At 47.0% G+C, this 21,909-nt stretch carries 19 protein-coding genes, 1 tRNA gene and 1 riboswitch; of the genes, 4 read left to right on the plus strand and 16 right to left on the minus strand.

Annotation, left to right across the window (positions count from 1 at the left end):
* Positions 1-40 precede the first annotated feature (40 nt).
* The 3 genes from PPA03S_RS09285 to PPA03S_RS09295 all read right to left on the minus strand — a co-directional run bounded on the left by PPA03S_RS09285 (position 41) and on the right by PPA03S_RS09295 (position 6,977).
* Positions 41-2,251, minus strand: coding sequence for a helix-turn-helix domain-containing protein (locus PPA03S_RS09285; protein ID WP_082704065.1), 2,211 nt, complete (start codon positions 2,249-2,251; stop codon positions 41-43).
* Positions 2,252-2,619: 368 nt separating this feature from the next.
* Complete coding sequence (locus tag PPA03S_RS09290; protein ID WP_245683558.1) at positions 2,620-6,543, minus strand: X2-like carbohydrate binding domain-containing protein; 3,924 nt, start codon at positions 6,541-6,543, stop codon at positions 2,620-2,622.
* A gap of 350 nt (positions 6,544-6,893) precedes the next feature.
* A tRNA-Leu gene (locus PPA03S_RS09295) sits at positions 6,894-6,977 on the minus strand.
* Positions 6,978-7,333: 356 nt separating this feature from the next.
* A riboswitch (cyclic di-AMP (ydaO/yuaA leader) is annotated at positions 7,334-7,465 on the plus strand.
* Positions 7,466-7,470: 5 nt separating this feature from the next.
* Here PPA03S_RS09295 and PPA03S_RS09300 point away from each other — a divergent pair.
* Positions 7,471-7,935: a C40 family peptidase gene (locus PPA03S_RS09300; protein WP_062322071.1), complete on the plus strand. Its 465-nt coding sequence runs from the start codon at positions 7,471-7,473 to the stop codon at positions 7,933-7,935.
* Between the two features lie 104 nt (positions 7,936-8,039).
* Here the strand turns inward: PPA03S_RS09300 and PPA03S_RS09305 are convergent, their stop codons facing one another.
* From PPA03S_RS09305 to PPA03S_RS09320, 4 genes are all read right to left on the minus strand, one after another.
* A complete protein-coding gene (locus PPA03S_RS09305) occupies positions 8,040-8,369 on the minus strand; it encodes a carboxymuconolactone decarboxylase family protein (RefSeq protein WP_062322073.1) in 330 nt (109 codons plus the stop codon).
* Between the two features lie 117 nt (positions 8,370-8,486).
* Complete coding sequence (locus PPA03S_RS09310; RefSeq protein WP_062322076.1) at positions 8,487-8,705, minus strand: hypothetical protein; 219 nt, start codon at positions 8,703-8,705, stop codon at positions 8,487-8,489.
* Positions 8,706-8,827: 122 nt separating this feature from the next.
* Positions 8,828-9,157, minus strand: coding sequence for a hypothetical protein (locus PPA03S_RS09315; protein ID WP_024629266.1), 330 nt, complete (start codon positions 9,155-9,157; stop codon positions 8,828-8,830).
* A gap of 97 nt (positions 9,158-9,254) precedes the next feature.
* On the minus strand, positions 9,255-9,836 hold the full coding sequence (locus tag PPA03S_RS09320; RefSeq protein ID WP_062322078.1) for a xanthine phosphoribosyltransferase: 582 nt from the start codon (positions 9,834-9,836) through the stop codon (positions 9,255-9,257).
* Positions 9,837-10,041: 205 nt separating this feature from the next.
* Between PPA03S_RS09320 and PPA03S_RS09325 the strand changes: the two genes are divergently transcribed.
* Positions 10,042-11,100 (plus strand): YkvI family membrane protein, encoded by a 1,059-nt coding sequence (locus tag PPA03S_RS09325; protein ID WP_062322080.1) that lies wholly within the window; start codon positions 10,042-10,044, stop codon positions 11,098-11,100.
* A 92-nt stretch (positions 11,101-11,192) separates the two neighbouring features.
* Here the strand turns inward: PPA03S_RS09325 and PPA03S_RS09330 are convergent, their stop codons facing one another.
* The 6 genes from PPA03S_RS09330 to PPA03S_RS09355 all read right to left on the minus strand — a co-directional run bounded on the left by PPA03S_RS09330 (position 11,193) and on the right by PPA03S_RS09355 (position 17,955).
* Entirely contained in the window at positions 11,193-12,323 is a 1,131-nt protein-coding gene (locus PPA03S_RS09330) for a glycosyltransferase family 4 protein (RefSeq protein WP_062322082.1), read from the minus strand.
* A gap of 266 nt (positions 12,324-12,589) precedes the next feature.
* Entirely contained in the window at positions 12,590-13,138 is a 549-nt protein-coding gene (locus PPA03S_RS09335) for a GNAT family N-acetyltransferase (protein ID WP_062322085.1), read from the minus strand.
* A gap of 102 nt (positions 13,139-13,240) precedes the next feature.
* Complete coding sequence (locus PPA03S_RS09340; RefSeq protein WP_062322087.1) at positions 13,241-14,296, minus strand: hypothetical protein; 1,056 nt, start codon at positions 14,294-14,296, stop codon at positions 13,241-13,243.
* A gap of 101 nt (positions 14,297-14,397) precedes the next feature.
* The gene (locus tag PPA03S_RS09345; protein ID WP_062322089.1) at positions 14,398-15,201 is read right to left on the minus strand and encodes a Cof-type HAD-IIB family hydrolase; all 804 of its coding nucleotides are present in this window, start codon (positions 15,199-15,201) and stop codon (positions 14,398-14,400) included.
* 304 nt (positions 15,202-15,505) lie between these two features.
* Positions 15,506-16,252, minus strand: coding sequence for a pseudouridine synthase (locus PPA03S_RS09350; protein ID WP_062322090.1), 747 nt, complete (start codon positions 16,250-16,252; stop codon positions 15,506-15,508).
* On the minus strand, positions 16,249-17,955 hold the full coding sequence (locus tag PPA03S_RS09355; protein ID WP_062322092.1) for an RsmB/NOP family class I SAM-dependent RNA methyltransferase: 1,707 nt from the start codon (positions 17,953-17,955) through the stop codon (positions 16,249-16,251). Before PPA03S_RS09355 ends, PPA03S_RS09350 begins: the two co-directional genes overlap by 4 nt.
* Positions 17,956-18,174: 219 nt before the next feature.
* Here PPA03S_RS09355 and PPA03S_RS09360 point away from each other — a divergent pair, with 219 nt between their 5' ends.
* Positions 18,175-18,723 carry a thioredoxin family protein gene (locus tag PPA03S_RS09360; protein WP_062322094.1) on the plus strand — a complete coding sequence of 183 codons (549 nt, stop codon included), beginning with the start codon at positions 18,175-18,177 and terminating at the stop codon, positions 18,721-18,723.
* Between the two features lie 213 nt (positions 18,724-18,936).
* Here the strand turns inward: PPA03S_RS09360 and PPA03S_RS09365 are convergent, their stop codons facing one another.
* From PPA03S_RS09365 to PPA03S_RS09375, 3 genes are all read right to left on the minus strand, one after another.
* On the minus strand, positions 18,937-19,431 hold the full coding sequence (locus PPA03S_RS09365; protein ID WP_062322096.1) for a DUF309 domain-containing protein: 495 nt from the start codon (positions 19,429-19,431) through the stop codon (positions 18,937-18,939).
* Positions 19,418-20,233, minus strand: a complete 816-nt coding sequence (yjbM, locus tag PPA03S_RS09370; protein WP_053783647.1) for a GTP diphosphokinase — start codon at positions 20,231-20,233, stop codon at positions 19,418-19,420. The genes PPA03S_RS09365 and yjbM overlap by 14 nt, the downstream gene beginning before the upstream one ends.
* Positions 20,234-20,368: 135 nt before the next feature.
* Positions 20,369-21,466 (minus strand): quinone-dependent dihydroorotate dehydrogenase, encoded by a 1,098-nt coding sequence (locus PPA03S_RS09375; RefSeq protein WP_062322098.1) that lies wholly within the window; start codon positions 21,464-21,466, stop codon positions 20,369-20,371.
* Positions 21,467-21,745: 279 nt separating this feature from the next.
* Here PPA03S_RS09375 and PPA03S_RS33245 point away from each other — a divergent pair, with 279 nt between their 5' ends.
* A complete protein-coding gene (locus PPA03S_RS33245; protein ID WP_162842436.1) occupies positions 21,746-21,883 on the plus strand; it encodes a hypothetical protein in 138 nt (45 codons plus the stop codon).
* Positions 21,884-21,909 lie beyond the last annotated feature (26 nt).

The raw sequence follows: 21,909 nt of genomic DNA on the forward strand, positions 1-21,909 counted from the left end.
TCCGGAACACGGACAACACAGCCTAAAGGTCTTCCTTTCATTAATCGTCAACCGATTGTCTATACACACTGGGTGAAACGCCATTCAATCGTTTGAAAGCCCTCCTGAAGGAGTGAGAACTATTATAACCTACCCGTGACGCAATCTCGTCCACCGTATAATTGCTCTCTTTTAACAAAATCACAGCCTGGTCCATTCGGACTTTGATCAGGTGATCGGAGAAATTAACACCCGTAAACTCTTTGAATAATTGAGAAATGTATTTTTCTGGCCGCTCAACATGCTCTGCCACCCGATACAGAGTCAGCTCTGTATCTGAATACATTTTTGCAGTATATTCCTTAATCTGTTTGATGATTTGAATATGGGCATCCTTCTTCTTGTTTGCAATAACGGAGCACAGCTCTTCCATGATCTCATAAAACTCGGCTTTTATCGTTTCGAGCGGCTCCGAAGAACCAATATCAATGACTCGCCGTTTCACATTCTCGATGGAAGCATATTCCGTAAACGCCTTTTGGTCCAGCAGCTTGAGAAAAGTCCCCTTCATTTCTCCAACAAGTTGATGCTTCATTTCCATGGACAGTTCCCGCTGTTCCATGTTCTGCACCATGATTGCATCGACAATCCGTTTGGCCTCTTCAAGTTCTCCTGCCCGGATTGTGCCAATCAGTCGCTGCTCCGAATCCAGCGGGTAATAATACGTTGTATTTTCGGTTTGGGCTTCGTTGTTCCACATCATGCCTTTTTTGTTCATATAGACTGCATACTCCAGCGCCTGATTGGCCTGATCAAAGGAAAGGCTGATTTCTGTCAACGATGTAAAGAAATTTCCGAATCCTGACTGGATGGTGATCCTGTATTCATTGAACACATACTGTGTCAGATTCTCCATGATATGCGTGATATCTTCCTTTTCACGATCCATTTCGGAGTCGGTTTCCTTGGAAAAGAACAGGATGACCACTTTATCCGAGCCCATATCCGTCATCAGGACATCTACACCCAGTTCAGCCACAGCCTGCTTCAACAGCAGTCGGGAGGCATTCAGTTCATTCAGGATCTCAACGCTGTCCATACTGGCATAACCCTTAATCTGGACAATTCCTGCATATCCCGTGCCTTGATACAAACGAATATCTGCCTGTTCGGCGGCGGAAAGAATCTCATCCCGTGATTTGAATTCGCCGGAGATCAACCGCTTCAGGAAAGCATCCCTGACCAATGGGAGCTGGCGATTCAATTCGGATTCGAGCAGCTTGTTCTTGGTAAGCATATCGGCGATATTTCCACTCAAAAAATCAAATTCATTTTTGGGGGTCGATTCATCCTTCCCAAACTGCTCTTTCATTACACTTAACAGTCGATTGATTGGCACACTGTTGCGATAGGCCAGCACAAGCCCAACAATCAATCCGATGAGCAGTGTGCCGCCCGTAATCAACATCGTCATCCCCTTGATCCTGTTTGCATTCTCCATCAGGACATGACGAGGAATACCCGCTTGGTATACCCATCCGTTCTTATCGGACCTCGTCGTGATCACAAGATCATCCCCATAGAACTGGCTGACTCTACTTGGGTCAAACTGAGAGTCAGAGGCCATTTTTACCATCTCGGGCTCGGAGCTCCCTTGCAGCGCAATGGTATTGCCCTCCGCATCGCTGATATGAACCCAGCCACCGTATCGGTCATTCAGGCTGGACAGCAGACTAAGAATCATTTTCTCGTCAATGATGACAACGGCGACAGCTGGTGAAGAATCATTGAAGCTGTCCAGAGGCAATGACTGCATATATGTGATTACGGTAGTCTGCTTTCCCCTGCTGATATAGGAGCTGAGCGGTTTAATCTCACTCCGGTGGGTCTTCCCCAACACATCCTTCATCCATTCTTCCAACGAAAGATCGTTATAACGGAAATTATCGTAATAGTGATTCGGTCTGTAAGAAGAGCCCGGGGTCAAAATTAGATTGTAATTCGCAAGATAAATATAATAATTTTGCAGAAAATCATTGGTCTGTCCAAAGGTCAACACATTCTCCATCGTTCTCCATATCCCATATACGTTGGTTTCGTTGTCCCTTTCATTCATCAGAACGTTCAATTCCTGATTGACTGCAAGCTGCCGGGTGAAACCTTCCACTTCCGCCATGCGGCGCTCCAATATTTCCTGACTTTTCTGCAGCTGGGTAACGCTGTTCTCAATGGAGATGGATTGTGTTACGGAGATGGACGTCAGATAAGACATGTAACCGCCAATGCTGGGTATCACCAAAATGATCACGTAGGAGATTAAAAATTTACGAAAAACACTGGAATATTTAATGGGTAACCCTCCTCCCCCTCCTTGAGGTATTGGTAGCGTTATCAAAGATAATAATATTTTTCGGCTTAGTCAATTGTTTTATCTCATTCTTCAATCGTATATCATTCGGGAATGAATAAAAGGCAACGATAAAAAAGATTATCATTGCTTTTTTTAACATTTCCGAAGTTCTCTATTTGAGAAGATGAACGACTCCAATAGCCCGTTTTTCTGTGCCACAAGCTTCTATTTCCATCCTTCCTTATCATTCAGAAAAAAGGGGCCAAGATGGCCCCTAATCCTGTTTCACATCATTTCTTCTTTGGTTCTTCCCCCTCAGTCCGGGCTTTTACAACCTGATCGGTCGATGCTGCTTCAACATCGCCAAAGGCCCAGTGTGTGGAAGGAACATCCTTCCACTGCGGTTGTGAAACGTTCGTAAGCGGTGCTCTGCCCAAAGCTCTGTTGATAGCTACAACGGCTTCTGCTCTTGTCAGTAAGGCATTCGGTCGAAAAGTTCCATCACTATAGCCTTTCAGGATGCCTGCGCTTTGCGCTTTCAATATAGCTTCTTTGGCCCAGTGGCTGCCGATATCAGAGAATCCATCGCCTGAAGTCTCGGAAGCCGAACCGAGAAGGGCCACAAGACTGGCCATCTCCGCACGAGTCAATGGCTGATTTGGCTTAAACGTACCATCCTTGTACCCATTCATCAGTCCCATCTTGCTTACCTTGGCAATGGCATCAGCGCCCCAATATCCGGACTGAACATCACTGAACTCATCCATTGGTCCCGTAGCGTCTTTCTCAGAGATCATTGCGAGAATGGTTGCCATTTCTGCACGAGTGAGCTTGTTATGCGGCTTGAACAAGCCGCCCGGATACCCTTGAATATACGCTTTATACGGAGTATCCTGATCATTATCCGTTCCTTGTCCCCCATCTGGTGTGCCAGATTCTGGAGTTCGTGACGGGACAGAAATGTCTGTAGGCTGGACGACTGGTGCCGATGGTCCGCCTGGATTGGATGGTCCGCCTGGATTGGATGGTCCGCCTGGATTGGATGGCGTACCTGGATTCGAAGGATTCGTTGGTTCAACGTTTCCAGTAGGGACAGTAAATTTCAGCTGATCAGTCAGCATAAGATCACCGGATTTCTTCACAGCTTTGAATGTATGCTGGCCTTTCGTCAGTCCTGAGACGCTGTAAATCTCCTGCATCATTTGCCGACTCGGACTATATGCGTTCACGGTTTGCTTCAGTTGTCCATCGACATAAATATCCACTTCTCCCTGATCCGGTCCAGTAGGTGTAATCAAGCTTATTCCAGTGCCCTTGAAGGTGTATTCGAAGAAGTCCCCATCCACCGTCGTAGAATGTACATCATTGAGGTAATCACCGCCGAAGGCAAAACTGAGATTCAACGTTCCCACGGGCTGTGCAGCAAGATACGTTTTGCTCAGTGTAACGCTGTCGCCATTAACCGTATAATCAATCCCCCGAACCAGTTCATTGGCGCCGTTGGTAATGCCCTTGAAGCTTCCCGCCTGGATCAGCAGCGCTACATCAATGTCAGCCTGAGCAGAAGCTAATTTATCAAAGCTCGCATTCACCGGATTAATCATATTCGGGAGTTCAACCTTGAGCATATCAAGCAGCATGAATCTACCCGTTTTCTTGACGGCCTTCAGCGTGTGCTGCCCATCAGGCAGGCCCGATATGCTGTATAGGTTCTGCTGTGCCAATCTTCCGTTGCGATACGCACTGACCGTTTCCTTGAATTGACCATCCACATAGATATCCATATCTCCCTGTGACTGGTCTACCTCCGTGAACAACTGAATCCCTGTTCCTCTGAAGGTATATTCAAAAGAATCACCATTCGTCTCGGTATACTGTACATCATCCTTATAGTCGCCCATGCCTCTACCGGTACTGCGGGACCATGAGCCATTGTATTTTATTGCCGGATCGTCGTTATTGATCAGGACGTAACGAATGCCCGTTGTATCGCTAACTCGAACAGTAAGAGTTTGCGGATCACCAGCACTGAAATTGACAACGAAGTCTGTTGTTCCTACATGCAGTTGGGTGAGATATTCTTTCTTAATGATCAGTTTGTCATCGACCACCGTGTAGTCGTCTTCACTGAGCATTATACCGTCATTTTCAATGCCAGTTAATGTGTTTCCGTTCAATGACAGCGTGACAGCAATGTCCTTCTGTTGCTCTGCTGCCTTGTCAAAATCAGCAGAGGCCGGACTAACGGTGCTGTTCTGCCCTCCTGTAGGAATTTCCGTTGTTACTCTAAGCGCATCCAGCAGCATATACTGGCCCGATTGTTTGACTACCTTCAAGGTATGCGGACCGTTAGTCAATCCAGCAGCACTATACAGCGCCTGTTGCACTTCTCGTTCACCACTGGTATAAGCGTTTACCGTTTCAGGCGCCTCATTGTCAAGCGTGACAATCATGTCTCCGAGCCCATGATCCTTTTCCGTCAGCAGGTCAATGCCTATTCCGGTAAAGGTATATTCAAAAGAATCGCCGTCAGTTTCAGTAAAATGCACATCTTCGTTGTAATCCCCGAAACTTCTGCCGGTGTTTGAACTCCATGAACCCGTGTATTGAATATGGCTGTCATCATCATTAATGTAAACCACATCGGTAACAGCAGCAGCATTCACGGAAGCATCATTTACTGCATTTTCTGCATTCGCGGTTGGGTCAGATCCAACGTCCAGGTCAGACTCTTCCTGTATATTCGCTGGACCAGGGGTCGAGGAATCCGTAATGGCGATGCTCAGATCCTGTCTGCCATCGATTTGCTCTTTACCTCCGTTACGCTTCCAATCCCCACTATAGCGCATACCGGTATCATCATCATTAACGGCCGATGTGCCGCTCAGTGCAGTTACCTTAAGCATTCGGGAAGCATGTGGTTCCAGCAGGCCGCCACTAAATTCCTGATTATAATTCCCCAGCTCGGAATGGCTCCAGAGATCACGGACCGAAGCGGGACCTTCAAGACCAATATCACTCCATTTCACTTTGACCTCGGCACTCCGATTGCCCAGATTGAACAGAGCTACGTTGTACGTACCATCTCCGTTATTCGCATACCATACCTGCTGTTTGGTGTCCATGGATACCGGATGGGCTGGACGTCCGGCCTGATTGACCGCAATGACTTCATCATTCGTGAGCAGCTCCAGTCCAAAACTGTCCAGCCTGGTCAGATCATTACCTGTATATAGCGGGGCTGAGGAGATCGCCCAGAACGTGGTAGCAGTCCTTCGCTCGTCCTTGGTCAGACCATCCATTGAGCCATTCCCGACATTCAGAGAATCAAAATCGTTCCAGCCCCCTGGACCTGCATCCCGCCACCAGATGGCCGCGATGGGGAATAGACGTGAAATACTCGACCACTCCGTTAAGCCCTTAGTGCTGTCGTAGGCTTCAACATCCCAGTCGATTCTCCAGCCGTTTGCATACTTTTTCCAGAAGTCCACGTAATTGTGGTCAAGCGCCCAGGAAAGCTCAAACCAGATGTTATTTCTATCCAGGGCTTTGGACCATGCCTCCACATCACCGCGTGCATCCCGGCTCAGGTTATTGATTCCCGATCCTGGAGTCACACTGTCGAATTTGACAAAGTTGATGCCCCACTCGCCCAGAAGGTCCGCGATGGAGTCAATGTACTTCTGCGCGCATGGGTTCGTAAAATCGATTTTGTACGTGTACGAATCCCAAGCATCCATAACAACGAGCGGCTTTACCGCAATATCCTGCATACGACATGCTCCCCCCGTCCCATACACCTCAAGATTTTTGTTATAGGCGGTGATGGATAATCCCGGAATCAGATAGATCCCGATCTTCTGCCCGTTATTATGGACATAATCGATGACCTCTTGAAATCCGTTCGGATAAAGAACAGTACTTGGAATAGGACGGCCGTATTCATCTTCATCACCGTTCCAGCCAGCATCGATATTAATGTATTCATATCCATGGGCTTGCAGCTTCTCGCGCATGGCATCCGATTGCTTCTTAATGCTCTCCGCCGAAGTCCAGTTACCCGCCCCGTCATACACCTGCATGCTGTAACTGCTCCAACCCATATACGGCTTTTGAGCCAAATTTTTATCCGCTGCTTGTGCTACATTGCCTGTCATTCCCATAATCCCAAACTGCACTGCCGCAATCATGAATACCATAAAATACATTGCCATCCTTTTTCCGATTCGTTTCAAATTATCCCTACCCCCTCTGAATGTGGTCATTCAAATCATGGTTGATAGCGCTTCCATACGAGAAAAGAATAGTGGATGCCTGATTCACAAAATAGGTACAATTCGGTATTTTACGTACAATTAACCTGAATTGAAGGGGCAAATTGTCGCAGAACAAACATATTTCCATTACTGGATAAATAAACAAAGGAATCTTCTTCTCTTTTCAAGTGGAAAAAATGAGATGAACCCCTCAGGACGAACACTTATTAAAATTCGTAAACAAATAAAAAAAAGTTCCTCGAGTGGCATCAATGCCCTTCGAGGAACCTTTAACGTATTACATATAATGCGGTCGAGAGGACTCGAACCTCCACGGGGGTTAGCCCACACGGACCTGAACCGTGCGCGTCTGCCAATTCCGCCACGACCGCTTATTTCATATCCCCGAGATTTAATATCGCGGCGACAAGAAATAATATATCACGTACAGGTAATTAGTGTCAACCCCAAAATATATCTTCCCTTCTATGATCATAATTGATGATAAGATCCGAAAGAATTTTCCTATTATCTTCATTCAAAACGATGCGAAAAAGCAATTCATTGTCCAATTTCTATCCATATGAAACAGTTGTTACTTTTTTGTCATCGATTAGATACGCACTTCCGAGTTTTTTCTACATGGAAAGCTGGAATTCCGTTAACATTGAGGTGCTAAGAAGTGATTAAAACAGGTTTGACATTTTCGCATTTATGCAATATAGTTTCAAAAGGTTACAAAAACTTAATTATTCATTTGCCGAGTTTCATGTTTGAAAACGGGGGAACCATTTTGGGTGAATTATTCTTATACATAGGAAATATAGGGAACCTTCTACCGAACCCTTAGCTAACTCCGTAGGCATCGAAGGGAGAACATTGATTTTGAAAAAACTTATTATCTCCATTTTTGGAGCAGCAGTTCTATTTACATCCGGTGCAGCAAGCACAGAGGCAAGCAGTATTAACACCGTCGTTAACAACATGACTGGCATACCTTACAAATGGGGCGGCACGACAATGGCCGGATTTGATTGCTCTGGATTTATGAGATATATTTTCAACAAATATAGCATTGAATTGCCGCGCACTTCCCAGCAGCAGGCCAAGGCCGGAACGCCGATATCCAAAGCCAATCTGCGTACAGGTGACCTGGTGTTCTTTAATACGATGGGCAATGGCATTTCACATACGGGTGTATATATCGGTGGCGGACAGTTCGCTCACGCTTCAAGCAGCAAGGGCGTCAGCATCACCAAACTATCCAACCCTTACTTCAGCGATCGTTATGTAACCGCACGCCGGGTAACAGGCCAGTTTATGTATAATAAGATGCTTGGCAAAATATAAGTTTGATTGATATAGCGCAAAGAGGAGGCTCCGGGTGAATCCGGGACCTCCTCTTTGTTTTGGGGCTTTTGTTTACAAATCGGGTGTGCTGTAGACTTCTATACTTAATGTAAAGCCTTCTGTACTCTCATTGCGCCCTGAGACAACGCATGGCCGCCGCCTACGGCCCCAGCTACCGCAACCGTCTCCATAATCTCCTGATCGGTTGCTCCTTTGGCACGGGCTTCTTCCACATGGTAAAACGTACATACCTCATTGTTAGCGAACAATCCGATGCCCAGTGCAATTAGCTGTTTGGTCTTGGCATCTATCGCTCCTGCCTGAAAGCATTCTCCAGTGAACTCATGATAAGACTTCACCACAGCCGGCAGCACGTCACTTAATTCTCCAATCTGATCCTTATAGGCATGAACCTTATCATTCATTAGTGTCAAGGTTACCGCACATCCTCTCGGCTGATATGTTACAAGCTCTCACTGTACCTATCTTCTCTCCCGAGAGGTGCAATTATGCCAAATCATCCATGGTAAATGAACCTAAAAAGGCATGTCCTATTCTTCGAGCAGACTCTTGCGTGGTTCGCTGAACAATTGATACCGATAATTCCGGTCGAGTTTGACCACACGACGATTTTGACGACGAATGAGTACCTGCTCCCCGTCCCAGGCTACTACGATGCCTGTTACATCATTCGACTGAATCTCATCTCGTACCACTCTTACTTTTTCACCCGATAAACGCAGTGCATCCAATTCTGCATCACTGATCATATTCCCGGCGCCTACTTTCCAAAAAAATTATTTACAAAAAGAGACCTAAATGAAAAGTCATTTAGGTCTCACGTGACTGTATTGGACTGTCATGTCATTCGAAAGTATGTCCCGACTGAAAGTTACCGCTGCGCGTGCTCTTTGCTGTCGTTCTTCTCGAACCAAAAATCAAGCACTTTGGCGGACATCACACGTTCTTCAAGGTACTCCACTTGATGCGGTGTAAATTGTTCTTTCCAAGAGAAGGACAACTCTTCGCACAAGCCTACAATCGTCAGCAATTCTGACCAGGCAACGTAGCGTTTGTACCAGAAAAATTGAGGATGTTCAATCATATAGGGATAAAGGTCATCGAATTCCGTATGTTTACAATCCAGGGCACGTTCAAAATGAACTTTCGATTCCGCCAGCTTATCAATAAAGAATTGTTCTGTTGCCGGTTGGTTCCCCATGGTGTTGCCTCCTCTCCCTAACATAACCCCATTATAAATGAAATCGGCGGTCATGCAAAGGCATTGTTCAAAAATTAGGCCCTATTCCTTTAAAATGTCACATTTCATTATCGTCAAATTGAACCGTACCGTCATTCAGTGAACGAATGCGTACCAACGCTTCAACCGGGATGCCCTGCTCTCGAATGGTACGTGCTCCGGCCTGAAAACATTTCTCGACCACGACACCGAATCCAACCAGTTCCGCACCCGAACGTTCAATAATTTTGATGACACCACGAGCGGCATCTCCATTGGCAATGATATCGTCAATAAACAAAATACGGTCATTCTCATGAATGTATTCGCGGGACACCATGATATCCGTTACGATTCCTTTGGTAAATGAAGGTACTCTTTCACAGTAGGCGTCGGGGTCAGCCAAAAGTGTTTTTTTGCGACGGGCAAATACCAGCGGAACACCCAGCTCATACGCGGCGGCAAACGCAACCGGTATCCCGGAAGACTCGACTGTAATTACCCGGGTTACACCACTTTCACGGAATCGAGCGGCAAACTCACGCCCCATCTCCATCGTCAATCCAGGATCAATCTGGTGATTTAGCAGACCATCCAGCTTAAGCACCTGATCCGAGATGACTACACCTTCTTGTAAAATTCGTTGTTTCAATACTTCCATAATTTGACCTCCCAAGCCTATCCTATGACGTAAAAGTATCATATATCTGGCTATCAGTTCAAGCGAAATTGACTATACCCTTGTCCGAATCATGCAAATGACCCCAAAGATACACATCGTTTGTCATGACTTTGACGGGTCAAGCATACCTTGTACCATGGCACCCGCATGTCCAAACTATTCAGGGGCCTGAGAGGGGAAACGCATGAAACAGGCAATTCGGGTGCTGCAGATCGCATTTACATACATTGGAACGGTCGTAGGAGCCGGCTTCGCTACAGGTCAGGAGATATTGCAGTTTTTTACCCAGTATGGCAAATGGGCCACCATTACCATCGGCTTATCCACCATGCTCTTTGTCTGGTTAGGTACAAAAATGATGCTGATTGCTCACGATACAGGCTCACGTTCTTATGAAGATCTCAACAAGCATTTGTTCGGTCAGAAAGCAGGTAAATGGATTACATGGGTTACCCTCATGATTCTCATTGGAGTAAACAGTGTCATGCTGGCTGGAGCCGGTTCGGTCTTTGTAGAACATCTGGGGCTGCATTACCAGACGGGTCTGATTGTAACGCTTGTCGGTTCATATCTGCTGCTTGGACGGGGGATTCAGGCCATTCTGCAAATGAACAGTATCGTGGTACCGATGATGCTGCTGCTCTCCCTGCTTATGATTACAAGCACCATACATCATCCCGGCGCAGACCGGTTTATTACATTAACCACTGACAGCCATCCAATCCAGGTCTGGTTATCTCCCCTGTTATATAGTTCATTCAACCTCGCACTTGCCCAGGCAGTACTCGTTCCGGTAGGCAATCAGATTCGCAGCCGAAAGGTACTGAAGTGGGGCGGCGTTCTGGGCGGGATTGGGGTGGGATTCATGCTTATGGCCGCCCACTTCGCCATGTCGGCACAGATGCCTGGTATCACACAGTTTGAGATCCCAATGGGCAGTATTGCCTTTCAGCTTGGATGGGCAGTCCAATCTGTGTATGTATCCCTCATTTTCATGGAAATCTTCAGTACGTTTGTAGCCGACATTTATGGAATGACCCTCCAACTCAGACAGCATCTCCAAGTACATCCCAAAATAATCATTCTGGCCATCATGCTGTTATGTTATTCGCTCAGCCAGTTTGGTTTCAGTTCCCTGCTCTCTATCCTTTACCCCATTTTCGGAAGTTTGGCACTAATCTGGGGTGCAAAATTAATAATGGATCGATGGGGGAGCTTTCGCGGACGCAATAAAAATCTGTAATCACACATTCGAATGATACGGATGAAAATTTTCCTGAACATAACAATAGCCGCTGTTCGCACAGCGGCTTCTTTCTTTTTCCACCCCAGCACTTAACCCTGGCTCGGAAATTGCAAATATATTTTTTTCAGCTCATTGACCGATCTGCCCAAAGAATAATGAGTCTTGGCTTTCTCACATGCCGAACGGGCCAGCTCATAGCGGTATGCCGGGTCCAGCATAACCTTCTCCAGCGCTTCTGCCAGTGCAGACGGGTCCTCTGAGGGAACCAGCAAGCCGTTACTGCCATTCTCGATCTGCTCAGGGATACCGCCAACATCTGTGCCTACAAGAGCGAGACAGCTAAGAGCTGCTTCAGCGAAAACGGACCCAAACGCCTCTGCCCGCGAAGGAAGTACGAAGATATCAAAGAAAGGCATGAATTCCTCTGGGTGAAGCGTGTAACCGTAAAAGATAGTCTCATTATAAATACCCAGCCGCTGGGCCAACTCTTCCAAATCCGGACGTATCGGTCCATCTCCGATAATATGAAGTACGTAATCATGTCCCCGGGATTTAAGCTCGGCGCAGGCTTTGAATAGAATATCCAGCCCTTTCGCCGGAACCAGCCGACATACGGTGACGAGCTGTGGAATGGCATTGTCATGGGGTATCGGTTTAAACCGCTTCTCATCAAATCCATTAGGGATCACACCAATGATATCGGGGTGCTTCACATAAGGTGTCAAATAACGACGGAAGGAATCCGACACGGTTAACAGCCGCTCTGCCTGGTGCTCAAGTTCACCATAGATGGCCAGGAGGAATTGATGCTCCGGTCCGTCCGGGTCAATCCTTCCATTCAGAATCAACTCTCGCTCATAACTGGAGTGGATCGTTTGAATGAGGGGAACATCCGGGAAAACGTTCTTCATCGCAAGCCCTGCAATAGGGTGATGGGCATGAATCAGATCGTAAGGCTTCTGGATACGAAGCTTGGTCCACCACAAATAATCCCGATAGGTTTGCATATATTTTTGCACGACAGGACTGTCCTGATACAGCGTCCAGTCGAACGTCTCAAACTGGATATCTTCTCTGCCCTTATTGCGAATTCGCTTAGGCAACGAGAACAGGTCCATTTCCCATCTTGGGGTTGTAAACCTCTCTTGCATATAAGGGATCATAGAGGATACACCTCCGGGCTGCTCCGGAGGAAAGAAAAGCGCCTGCAGCAATCTCACCGTTAGTTTCCCCCTTTCTAGCATAAGTCTTTCAGTCATTTCAATGATGATAAGTCTCTCCTATATATTATGACATATGGAGGCTTGAACATCTATAATTCGTTGCAGGGCACCCATCCGCCTGATCATTTCCCGGCTCCCTTTTGTATGGGAGCTTGGACATTACACCGCTCAGAGATGGAAGTACTCAGCCTGCAATCCTTGAGTCGTATATACAGCATATTCGGAAGAAGCTCGGCTAAGAAGAAGGAATGATCATTAATCAGTTAACCGGCAGTGACTGCTTTTTCATATGTACTGAATCCGCCTACCTCTGCGACGAAGGTGTAGCCATTGCGGGCATAAAAGGCATTCAATGTTGCATTGGTTGCTCCACAATCCAATCGTACAACGTGTTTATCCTCGAAATGAATGCCGCTGCTGGACCATTGCAATATCGCACGCCCCAATCCACCTTGAGCATACTTCCTGCGAATCGCTAATCGGTGCAAATAAAGTGCACCATCCCCTGTATGCGCTTTGCTTCCCCACAGATGTACATCCCACGCGCTGGGCTTACTCATCAAAATGACCATGCCAGCGATGTCAGAACCCTTCTTAAATACAAATACGTCTCCCCGCAGAATTGCCTCTTCCGTATTATGGGAATCCTCCCCTTTTAACAACGCGTTCCATTGGGAAGACCCTTGACTCCGCAGCCATTCAGCGGTTTCCATAAGCAGAGATTTTACATCCTCCGTGTCTTCCGGCTGAGCCTGTAATGCTTTAAATTCATCATTAATGTAATCTGTATCGATCCTGAATGAATGCTTCATGATTCTCCTCCACTTCCAAGTCACTCTTAAACTAATGGTACTATACCGGGAAATGACTTTTTCGTCAAAATGCAAACAAAAAAGGCAAGAGGCTGCTGCCTCTTACCCATCAATCTTGGCTTCATCAATAATTTCATTTCGGTATAACATCGTAAGATGTAAAGTATCAAATTCAAGCTCTTTGTCAAGCTCCCGCATCAGAACTTCAACCAGACTCTTCCGCTGGGCACTTGTACCAGGAACCTGATAATCCATATAGCCTGTCAAATCTGCATGGGAGGTGTCAATCGTTGCCGTACCGACAGGTAACCCTCCGCGTTCTTGAAGAAACAGTTCATATACCCGAAACTCCCGATCTTTGCGTACTAACATCACATAACAGGCTTCTTCAGCAGCTTCAAACTCATCGAGATCTTCTTCCTCCTGCATCTCATACTCATCTGCAAAATCCCGGTGCACCCATTCTACAGAGTCGAGCTCATACCCGTGATGCCACATGCGAATCGTAATCGTATCGATAATTTCTTCATCCAGTTCTCGTATCAGCAATTCTGCTGCTGCATCCTGATAACTCTCCGAAGGTTCATCATACCAGTGTATCTCGCCCTGCACATCGGCACCATATTGTTTTAAAGATGCTTCGGCGAGTTCTTGTCCACTAGCGTCATTAAATAGATAGGTGGATATGCTGCGTCCGGCACTTACCATCTCCATCTCCAACATATGTTCCGGGTCTTCATATGTAAATGATTCGGCTGGTGAGCCGGAAAATTCGCGTACTTCACTTGGATCAGACCCATCATTCTGTCGGTCGGTGTTATACATGTCCTCAGAATGCGATGATTCATTTAGCCCATCTGTGTGGGAGTCTGGCTTCTGTAATACAGAATATAATGTACCGCAGCTTACGAGCACCTCATATTCTGCAGCACTTACCGCATCCGCGAGTGTACGAATATAGTCGTGTACCTTCTCCACAATCACATGCTCAGTCTCTTCAGGTAACCAATCCTGTTCCATCTGAAGGCTGCCGGACATCCGATCCCCTTCCCTGAACACAAGCAGGAGCGAACCCGCATATTGACCATCCACCATAATATCCTGCACTTCGCCACCTAAAGTACGAAGATCGGGAATCAGCTCTATTTTCAGTTCCATGTACCTTTCCCCCTCAGTTCCTAACGTTATTCTGTTAGGTTACCCTTGAGAGCGATAGTTTATAAGGTACACCATTTTTTTCAGATTCAAGAATGCGATCATTAGACGGATAACACATATTTTTGAATCGCATGCGCCACACCCTGGTCATTGTTCGAAAGCGTAACTTCATCTGCAGCGGCTTTGACTTCCTCCGGAGAATTGTCCATGGCGATCCCTTTACCCGCAAAAGTTAACATCGTGATGTCATTGTAGTAATTACCCACTGCCATAATTTCGGAGGGAAGGATCCCCTTTGCCTCAGCCAGTCTTTTTAGTGCTGCACCTTTGGAAGCCTCGGGGTGCATCAGATCAATAAAAAAGTCACCGCTGCGTGTCATATAATAAGGCAGGTTCCAAGTTGACCACTCCTGTTGCACCGCATTCATCTGCTCAATGGGTCCAAATGCCGTGAATTTGGCAAGCGGCTCTGTCATGTCCGCCCATTGTGGCAGCTTCAGCGGCTCTGCCATAAAGTTCTGGTACATCTCTCTCACCTGGAGTTCCAAGCCTTCCGGCTGATCCACATAAAGTCCAAAAGCCGTATTAATATCGAAATGCACGCCCTGCGTGCGGCAGTACGAGATGAAGGGCTCAAGTCCTTGTCCATCCATGGCAAAATGGTGCACAACTTCACGAGTCTGGACCTTAGCAGTTACTGCTCCATTATGTGTAATGACATATCCGTCCAGTCCCATCTTCTCCATAAACGGGATCGTGTTCGCCGGACCTCTGCCTGAACACAGGACAATCTCCGCTCCCTGCCGTGAAGCACGTATTAAGGTCTCTTGTGTCAATTCGGTGAGTTCATGATGATCATTGAGCAGCGTTCCATCTACATCCAGTGCGATTAATTTAATTGTCATTGTCTTCATTCCTTATCTGTAAAAGAGTCGCACCCACCCAAACCCTCCCTTCCGAGGGAGGGCCCCAGAGGGCTCTGCCCTCTGGACTCCCGTCTCGTTAACCGGCGGCTGGTGGGATCTTGCTATGTGACGGTCGGTGTGGGAGCGCCTGGTCGCCGGGTCTGCCGCTTGACAGCGGCAGACCCGCCCAAGCTCAAGCGGAACCTTTTCGGGCAGGACGGGAGCTCTTGCGCCTCTGGCGTCGTGGGCAGGGCTTTGCCCCCTGCCCGAGCTCCCTGCTCCGCTTCGCTAAGAGCGGGAGCTGTTATTTTCGCAGACGATCTAACTCGTCTGCGGTTAGTTCGCGATAACTGCCAATTTGCAGATTGGCATCCAGCTCCAGGTCACCCATGGCTACACGTTTCAAATAAACCACACGTTTCCCTACAGCCTGGAACATTCTTTTCACCTGATGAAACTTACCCTCATGAATAATCAATGAGATGGAAGAGAACACGCCATCTTCTGTTTCCTCACGATGAAGCACTGTCAACTCCGCAGGCAACGTCTCATATCCATCGTCCAGCTGAATGCCGGCTTTGAACCGTTCAATATCTTCCTCATTCACGTTCCCCAGCACACGGGCTTCATACGTCTTGGGCACATGTTTACGCGGAGATAACAGATCGTGGGCAAGCGGGCCATCATTGGTTAGGATGAGTAAGCCCTCTGTATCCTTATCCAATCGTCCCACAGGGAACGGATTGAAGACACGATCCTCTCTGCGCAGCAGATCCAGCACCGTTTTATCCCGGTTATCTTCGGTTGCGGACACCACGCCCGGTGGTTTGTGCAGCATCAGGTAGATCATCTCCCGATATACAATCCGCTCTCCGTCCGCTTCAATTACGTTTACATCTGGATTAACCTGCACGCCGCTATCTTTTACCGGCTTCCCATCCACATAAATTCTGCCCTGCTTTACCATCTTTTTGAGTTCACTTCGTGATCCCACACCCATATGGCTCAATATTTTATCCAGACGGAGTGTTGACTTGCCTTTTCCACTCATACCGATGTCCACCTCCATCCTGCCGGATATTCATTCTTCAATACACCATCCAGCCATTTCCCCCAGCCAGCAGCGAAACCATCCACACATACCAGGGTGTAGCCTTTGGCAGCCGACCCTTCTTCGAGCATCACTCGTTCTTCTTTAATATTCAACGTCTCTCCCTTCAGGTATCTCACAGCTTCCCCATCAGCTGATGACAGGTTCACACTTCGACGTGCTTCCCGTACCTGCAAAGCACACGCCAACGGGTGGGAGGGAACAAATCGGCCATTCTTGACTGTGCCCATAAACCAGCCTGGACGAATAACCTTCAGCCCCTCCAGCCGCGCAGCACCCACAGATGACTGATATATACGATCCCCGTAACATACCGTTTCTCCTTCCAACTCCAGCTCCAGGCATTCATTGACAAACTGACTGTAGATCGCTACCGGGTCCATACTGGTTGAATCGTTACCTCGCCCCCGCCCCCGTTCAACCTTGCGTCCACCCGCTTCTTTGCCTTTTCTGCCTGCTATGCTCGTATCCTTATTTCCATGAGCACGTCTGTCACGTCTGTCATTACTCTCTCTGGATTCCATTCGCAGGAAACGTTCCTTTTTACGATCAGCCTTGGTCATAGCAATTGAAGAAGCAGCAATAGAGTGATCCTTGTTCCCATCTGCATCAATCTCGGACACTTCCATGAACTGTCCGCACTCCATTGCTCCTTCTTTAACTACTCCCGGTTGATCTGTTTCTAATCCTTGTCCTGGACGATGCTGTAGAACAGCGACATAATGCCCCTCTCCTTCCAAAAGGTGAGGCCACAATCTGGCGGTACCCTTCGTCTGATCCAGCACCGCTTCCATCGCCACTGCCTTCTCTGGCATCATCTGATGAACCCAATCGGGGCGACCGGAGGCGAATCCTGCCTTTTTGGGAATATCTGTTACAGCAAAATCTCGATTCATATTGAGGAACTCTGCAATCATGCCTTCATTTTCCTCAGGCGCAAACGTACATGTGGAATAGACGATCGTTCCACCAGGTGCAAGTAACCTCGCAGCAGTCTCCAGAATATCCCGCTGCATGAGCACGCATTTTTCCACTGAATGATGCTCCCATGATTTCACCATGTCCTCATCTTTGCGGAACATGCCCTCGCCTGAGCAAGGCGCGTCGATTAACACTTTATCAAAATAATGAGGAAATGCACTTGCAATCCGTTCCGGTGATTCATTCAATACAACAGCATTGCGTACCCCATACAATTCCACGTTTTTGGCGAGGGCTTTCGTACGTTCCGCATGGATATCATTCGTAACAAGTACACCCTTGCCTTGCAGCTTGGCAGCAATCTGGGTGGTTTTGCCTCCGGGTGCAGCACACAGATCCAGCACTTGATCTCCAGGTTGCACCTGCAATAGTTCAACCGGAGCCATCGCACTTGGTTCCTGGATATAATACAAACCTGCATGATAATAGGGATGCAACCCTGGTTTAACATCGTGAGGAACATAAAACCCTGTCTCACACCACGGAATAGGTCTTAAATCATACGGAGCAATCTCATTGAACTGTTCCATTGATATTTTTAACGTGTTCACTCTCAGTCCTGCATGCGGGGATTGCGTATACGAATTCATAAATGATTCAAATTCTATACCTAACAAATTTTTCATGCGCTCCTCAAATATCGAAGGCAGCTGTACAGCCATAGTCCCACTCATCCTGTCTTGTTAAAATTTCATACCGCTCTATGTTATCATATCCAGGCTTTGCTTTCCTATTGCTTCATACATATTCCACTACAGCGTGTAATGTAGTATAATGGCAAGTAGATTGATGAATGTGCAAAAATCCGGGTGTTTATGCATATTATCCCATCCTGTGATTTTGCCAAACTATATTCAATATGATCGATGGGGGATGTCTTAATGAAATCCAAGAAGAAAAAGAAAAGTGCTGCGATCCTTATTTTCCTGGGTATTTTTGTTGTATTAATTGCAGCACTTGTTCTGGTAAATCAGCAATCCAAGAAACAAATGGACGCCGTGGGGAACGCTTATGGTATCGCTGCCTCCAAGCTTAATCCCGCAACACGCGAACTGCTGAACGATCCGAACTACCAACAAATTATTTTGCCGGCTGATCTGAAAGCCAAAATCGATAACAAAGACAGCTTCTTTGTATATTTCTTTGCCTCCGACTGTTCACACTGCCGTGCAACAACACCTCAGCTGATGCCGCTGGTGGACGAGGAAGGGATTCAACTGCCTCAGTTCAATCTGCGCGAATTCGATTCCGGTTGGAGCGATTACAACATTGAATACACACCAACTCTGGTATATTATCAGGAAGGCGTTGAGAAGGACCGTATGGTTGGCGGGCTGCAGGAAAATGGCAGTGATAACGGTTATACGCTGGATGACTACAAGCAATTTTTCGAGAAATACAAAGGCAGTGCCACTCCATCGGCAAGCTAATCGTATAATCCTTCGCGGGTTGTGATGGACCGTTTCGGATCATATTTTCCTTTGTATGGACAAGCTCTGGAATCATTCCATACTTTAATGATGTCCTTAATATCAAACACCCCGGCCAATTCCTCTAGAGGAACTGTCGGGGTGTTTTTTATAGATCATCTGTCTAACCATATGTTAATGATGAGATGAATGATGTCTTTTTCTATTACAAGCTTACTCGCTCTGCACGTTCTGTTCCTGCTGCATTGCTTTCATCTTCTCTTCATAGATTCGTCCACGTGTAGGACTTCGGCGTTGAGGAATATTAGGCTTCAGTTCAAGTGCCCGTTCTCGAACCTCCCGGACCAGTACCTCATCCTGAATCTGAATGTACAGGTCTCTGTATGGAAATTGCTGCGGCTCAGGACCAGAAAGTCCACGAACTAGCTCCTGCACTTCCTGCACCAACGGCCCAAGGGCAATACCCCGCGAAGTTTTCGGATATGACTTTAACAGATCTACCGAACTCTGTAACATCATGCGTGCTCCGCGAAGATTAGTATTTCTGAAATGGTACAGCCCCACTGCGATCTGTAACAACCCTTTGTACATCGAATCCCGATCCCGTTCAAGCCACAGTTCTTCCAATACCTCATGGCACTCAAAATAGTCCTGATCCCGATTGAAGTATATCAGATAGTCAACATACAGCGGCTCATAGCTGCTCATCCGGGTTTTCGCCCTTTCTGGCTGCATTCAGAAGTGCCTTCACATCATCCAAGAGGTCTTTCAAACCTTCCATATCATGACGCTCCCAGCAATCATTGAAACGTTTCTGTGCTTCAATCGCTTCGTTCACGAGATGATAGAAATACAACTGATGTATGATGTTCAGTGTTCTTGACACAATGTTGGAATCATCCTCGAATGCCTTCTGTGCCTCCAGAATTTGCAAACGGATGGCCGACATTTCATTATCCAGTACAAAAGCAGCCTCTGCTGTCTTTTTCAGCCTTGCCCGCATGTCATCCGGCAGACTCTCCCGGAACTTGTAACTCAGGGAGTGCTCAATCGTGGCCCAGAAGTTCATCGCCAGCGTTCGAATCTGAATCTCGGCCAGCACGTTCTTCTGTCCAAGAGCAGTCTGAACAGGATACTCAATAATCATATGGAAACTGCGATAGCCGCTCTCTTTGAAGTTGGTGATATAATCCTTCTCAATTAAAACCGTCAAATCCTTGCGACCGCGTATATACTCGGCTACCCGACGAATATCATCCACAAACTGGCACATAATGCGGATACCTGCAATATCCTCAATACCAGTTTCTACCTGATCAAGCGGCACATTCAGGCGTCTGGATTTCTCCAAAATACTGGATATTTTTTTGACACGACCGGTAACGAACTCGATTGGGGCGTATTCTTCCCTTTTCTTAAGCTCCGCCCGCATCGTTTTAAACTTGACTTTCAATTCCTCTACCGCTTGTTCATAAGGAAGTAAAAATGTACCCCAGTCTCTACCGTCCATGCTTATGCCTCCTGTCTCTATAGCTTCCCCTGTTCTTATCCATTATACATGATGTTAAGCGGGGGGAAGAGTCCCGTACGACATTACCCTCTTCCACGCTTCTAATTTTCAATCCGGGGAACTCCGAAACATTGCTTACCGATGCTCTGCACCGACAGCTTCCGAAATATGGTTGTAACCATCTTTGCGCAGCAATTCACGCAGTCCGGCATGAATGCGTCGATTCACTTCAGGACCCTCATAGATCAATGCTGTGTATATTTCCACCAGGCTTGCTCCCGCTTTAATCTTTTCATAGGCATCTTCGCTTGTGAAAATACCACCTGAACCGATGATTGGCAGTTTGCCTTCGGTCTGACGATAGATTTGGCGAATGATCGCCGTGGAACGGTCTCGCAGCGGCTTGCCACTTAGTCCACCCGTTTCCTTGGCATGCTGATGGGACAGACCATCACGGCTGATCGTTGTGTTGGTTGCGATGATGCCGACAACTCCACTATCTGCAATCGTACTTACCATATATTCAAGCTCTTGATCGTTGACATCCGGTGCAATTTTGACCAATACCGATTTAACCGGACCACCCGCTCTTTTGCGCTGCGTCTCCATCTCATTCATAACAGCGACAAGCAATTCCTTCAATTCATTCCCATGTTGCAGATTACGCAAATCCGGTGTATTTGGTGAACTGATATTTACCACGAACAGATCCGCATAATCATATAGGGCCCGAATACATTTTGCATAATCCAAATGCGCTTCTTCATTCGGTGTCGCCTTGTTCTTACCTATATTCACAGCCACTGGAATTCGGCGCTCCTTGAGGCTTGCCAATTCACCGGCCATCGCTTCGGCTCCGAGGTTGTTGAAGCCCATTCGATTCACCAAAGCTTCATCGGGAGGCAAACGAAATAACCGCGGCTGGTCGTTGCCTGGCTGTGCAAGCGGTGTGACTGTGCCCACTTCCATAAAGCCAAACCCGATGGAAGAAAAGCCCGTTACAGCCTGTCCGTTTTTGTCCAAACCGGCAGCTAGTCCTACAGGTGTAGGAAAGTGGCAACCAAACATGTCCACAGCCAGATCCGAAGTTTCACGCACGCCATACATGACACGTAACCCGGAAGGAACCGGGCGAATGCTTCCCATTCCGCTTAGACCGCCGATAATTAGATGATGGGCCTGCTCTGGGTCCATTTTGAACAACAAGGGTTTAGCAAGACTTCTGTATAACAAATCAATCACTCCGTTCTGTTCCGGTACGCTAAAAAACTGCTTTCCGTCTTTTCATATGTAAAAAAACACTCTATACACAAGTCTATCCGTTTCTTCTTCAAAAGGAAAGTAGTTTGAGCATAGACAGAAGCATTTTGCACCCCTCACAAGCAACAGAAATCGTATAATGCAAAATGCTCACAAGAAATCCACCCGCCTACTGGAAATGGCGAGTTGAATTCTTTACAATGGGAGCATGGCTACATCTATATAGCCTTATTCCATGAAGGAGGAAAGCCCATGGCTCCCAAACGCAAACCACCTACTTTGCAGCAAAAGAAAGATGAGGTCAACCGGAAAGCCATTATCTGGACGGCAGCCAGCGTCGGTGGACTGATCATTATCATTGGTGCGCTTATTATTATCGCCAACCTGTAACAGCTTCAATCGACTGTTTCGGCATC

Origin of the sequence: Paenibacillus pabuli NBRC 13638 (assembly GCF_001514495.1) — a bacterium.
Taxonomy (GTDB): domain Bacteria; phylum Bacillota; class Bacilli; order Paenibacillales; family Paenibacillaceae; genus Paenibacillus; species Paenibacillus pabuli.

Coding starts and splice junctions, on each gene's coding strand:
- PPA03S_RS09285 (WP_082704065.1), bottom strand. CDS start 2,251: ATGTCTTATCTGACGTCCATCTCCGTAACACAATCCATCTCCATTGAG.
- PPA03S_RS09290 (WP_245683558.1), bottom strand. CDS start 6,543: ATGGCAATGTATTTTATGGTATTCATGATTGCGGCAGTGCAGTTTGGG.
- PPA03S_RS09310 (WP_062322076.1), bottom strand. CDS start 8,705: ATGATCAGTGATGCAGAATTGGATGCACTGCGTTTATCGGGTGAAAAA.
- PPA03S_RS09315 (WP_024629266.1), bottom strand. CDS start 9,157: ATGGGGAACCAACCGGCAACAGAACAATTCTTTATTGATAAGCTGGCG.
- PPA03S_RS09320 (WP_062322078.1), bottom strand. CDS start 9,836: ATGGAAGTATTGAAACAACGAATTTTACAAGAAGGTGTAGTCATCTCG.
- PPA03S_RS09325 (WP_062322080.1), top strand. CDS start 10,042: ATGAAACAGGCAATTCGGGTGCTGCAGATCGCATTTACATACATTGGA.
- PPA03S_RS09335 (WP_062322085.1), bottom strand. CDS start 13,138: ATGAAGCATTCATTCAGGATCGATACAGATTACATTAATGATGAATTT.
- PPA03S_RS09340 (WP_062322087.1), bottom strand. CDS start 14,296: ATGGAACTGAAAATAGAGCTGATTCCCGATCTTCGTACTTTAGGTGGC.
- PPA03S_RS09345 (WP_062322089.1), bottom strand. CDS start 15,201: ATGACAATTAAATTAATCGCACTGGATGTAGATGGAACGCTGCTCAAT.
- PPA03S_RS09350 (WP_062322090.1), bottom strand. CDS start 16,252: ATGAGTGGAAAAGGCAAGTCAACACTCCGTCTGGATAAAATATTGAGC.
- PPA03S_RS09355 (WP_062322092.1), bottom strand. CDS start 17,955: ATGGCTGTACAGCTGCCTTCGATATTTGAGGAGCGCATGAAAAATTTG.
- PPA03S_RS09360 (WP_062322094.1), top strand. CDS start 18,175: ATGAAATCCAAGAAGAAAAAGAAAAGTGCTGCGATCCTTATTTTCCTG.
- PPA03S_RS09365 (WP_062322096.1), bottom strand. CDS start 19,431: ATGAGCAGCTATGAGCCGCTGTATGTTGACTATCTGATATACTTCAAT.
- yjbM (WP_053783647.1), bottom strand. CDS start 20,233: ATGGACGGTAGAGACTGGGGTACATTTTTACTTCCTTATGAACAAGCG.
- PPA03S_RS33245 (WP_162842436.1), top strand. CDS start 21,746: ATGGCTCCCAAACGCAAACCACCTACTTTGCAGCAAAAGAAAGATGAG.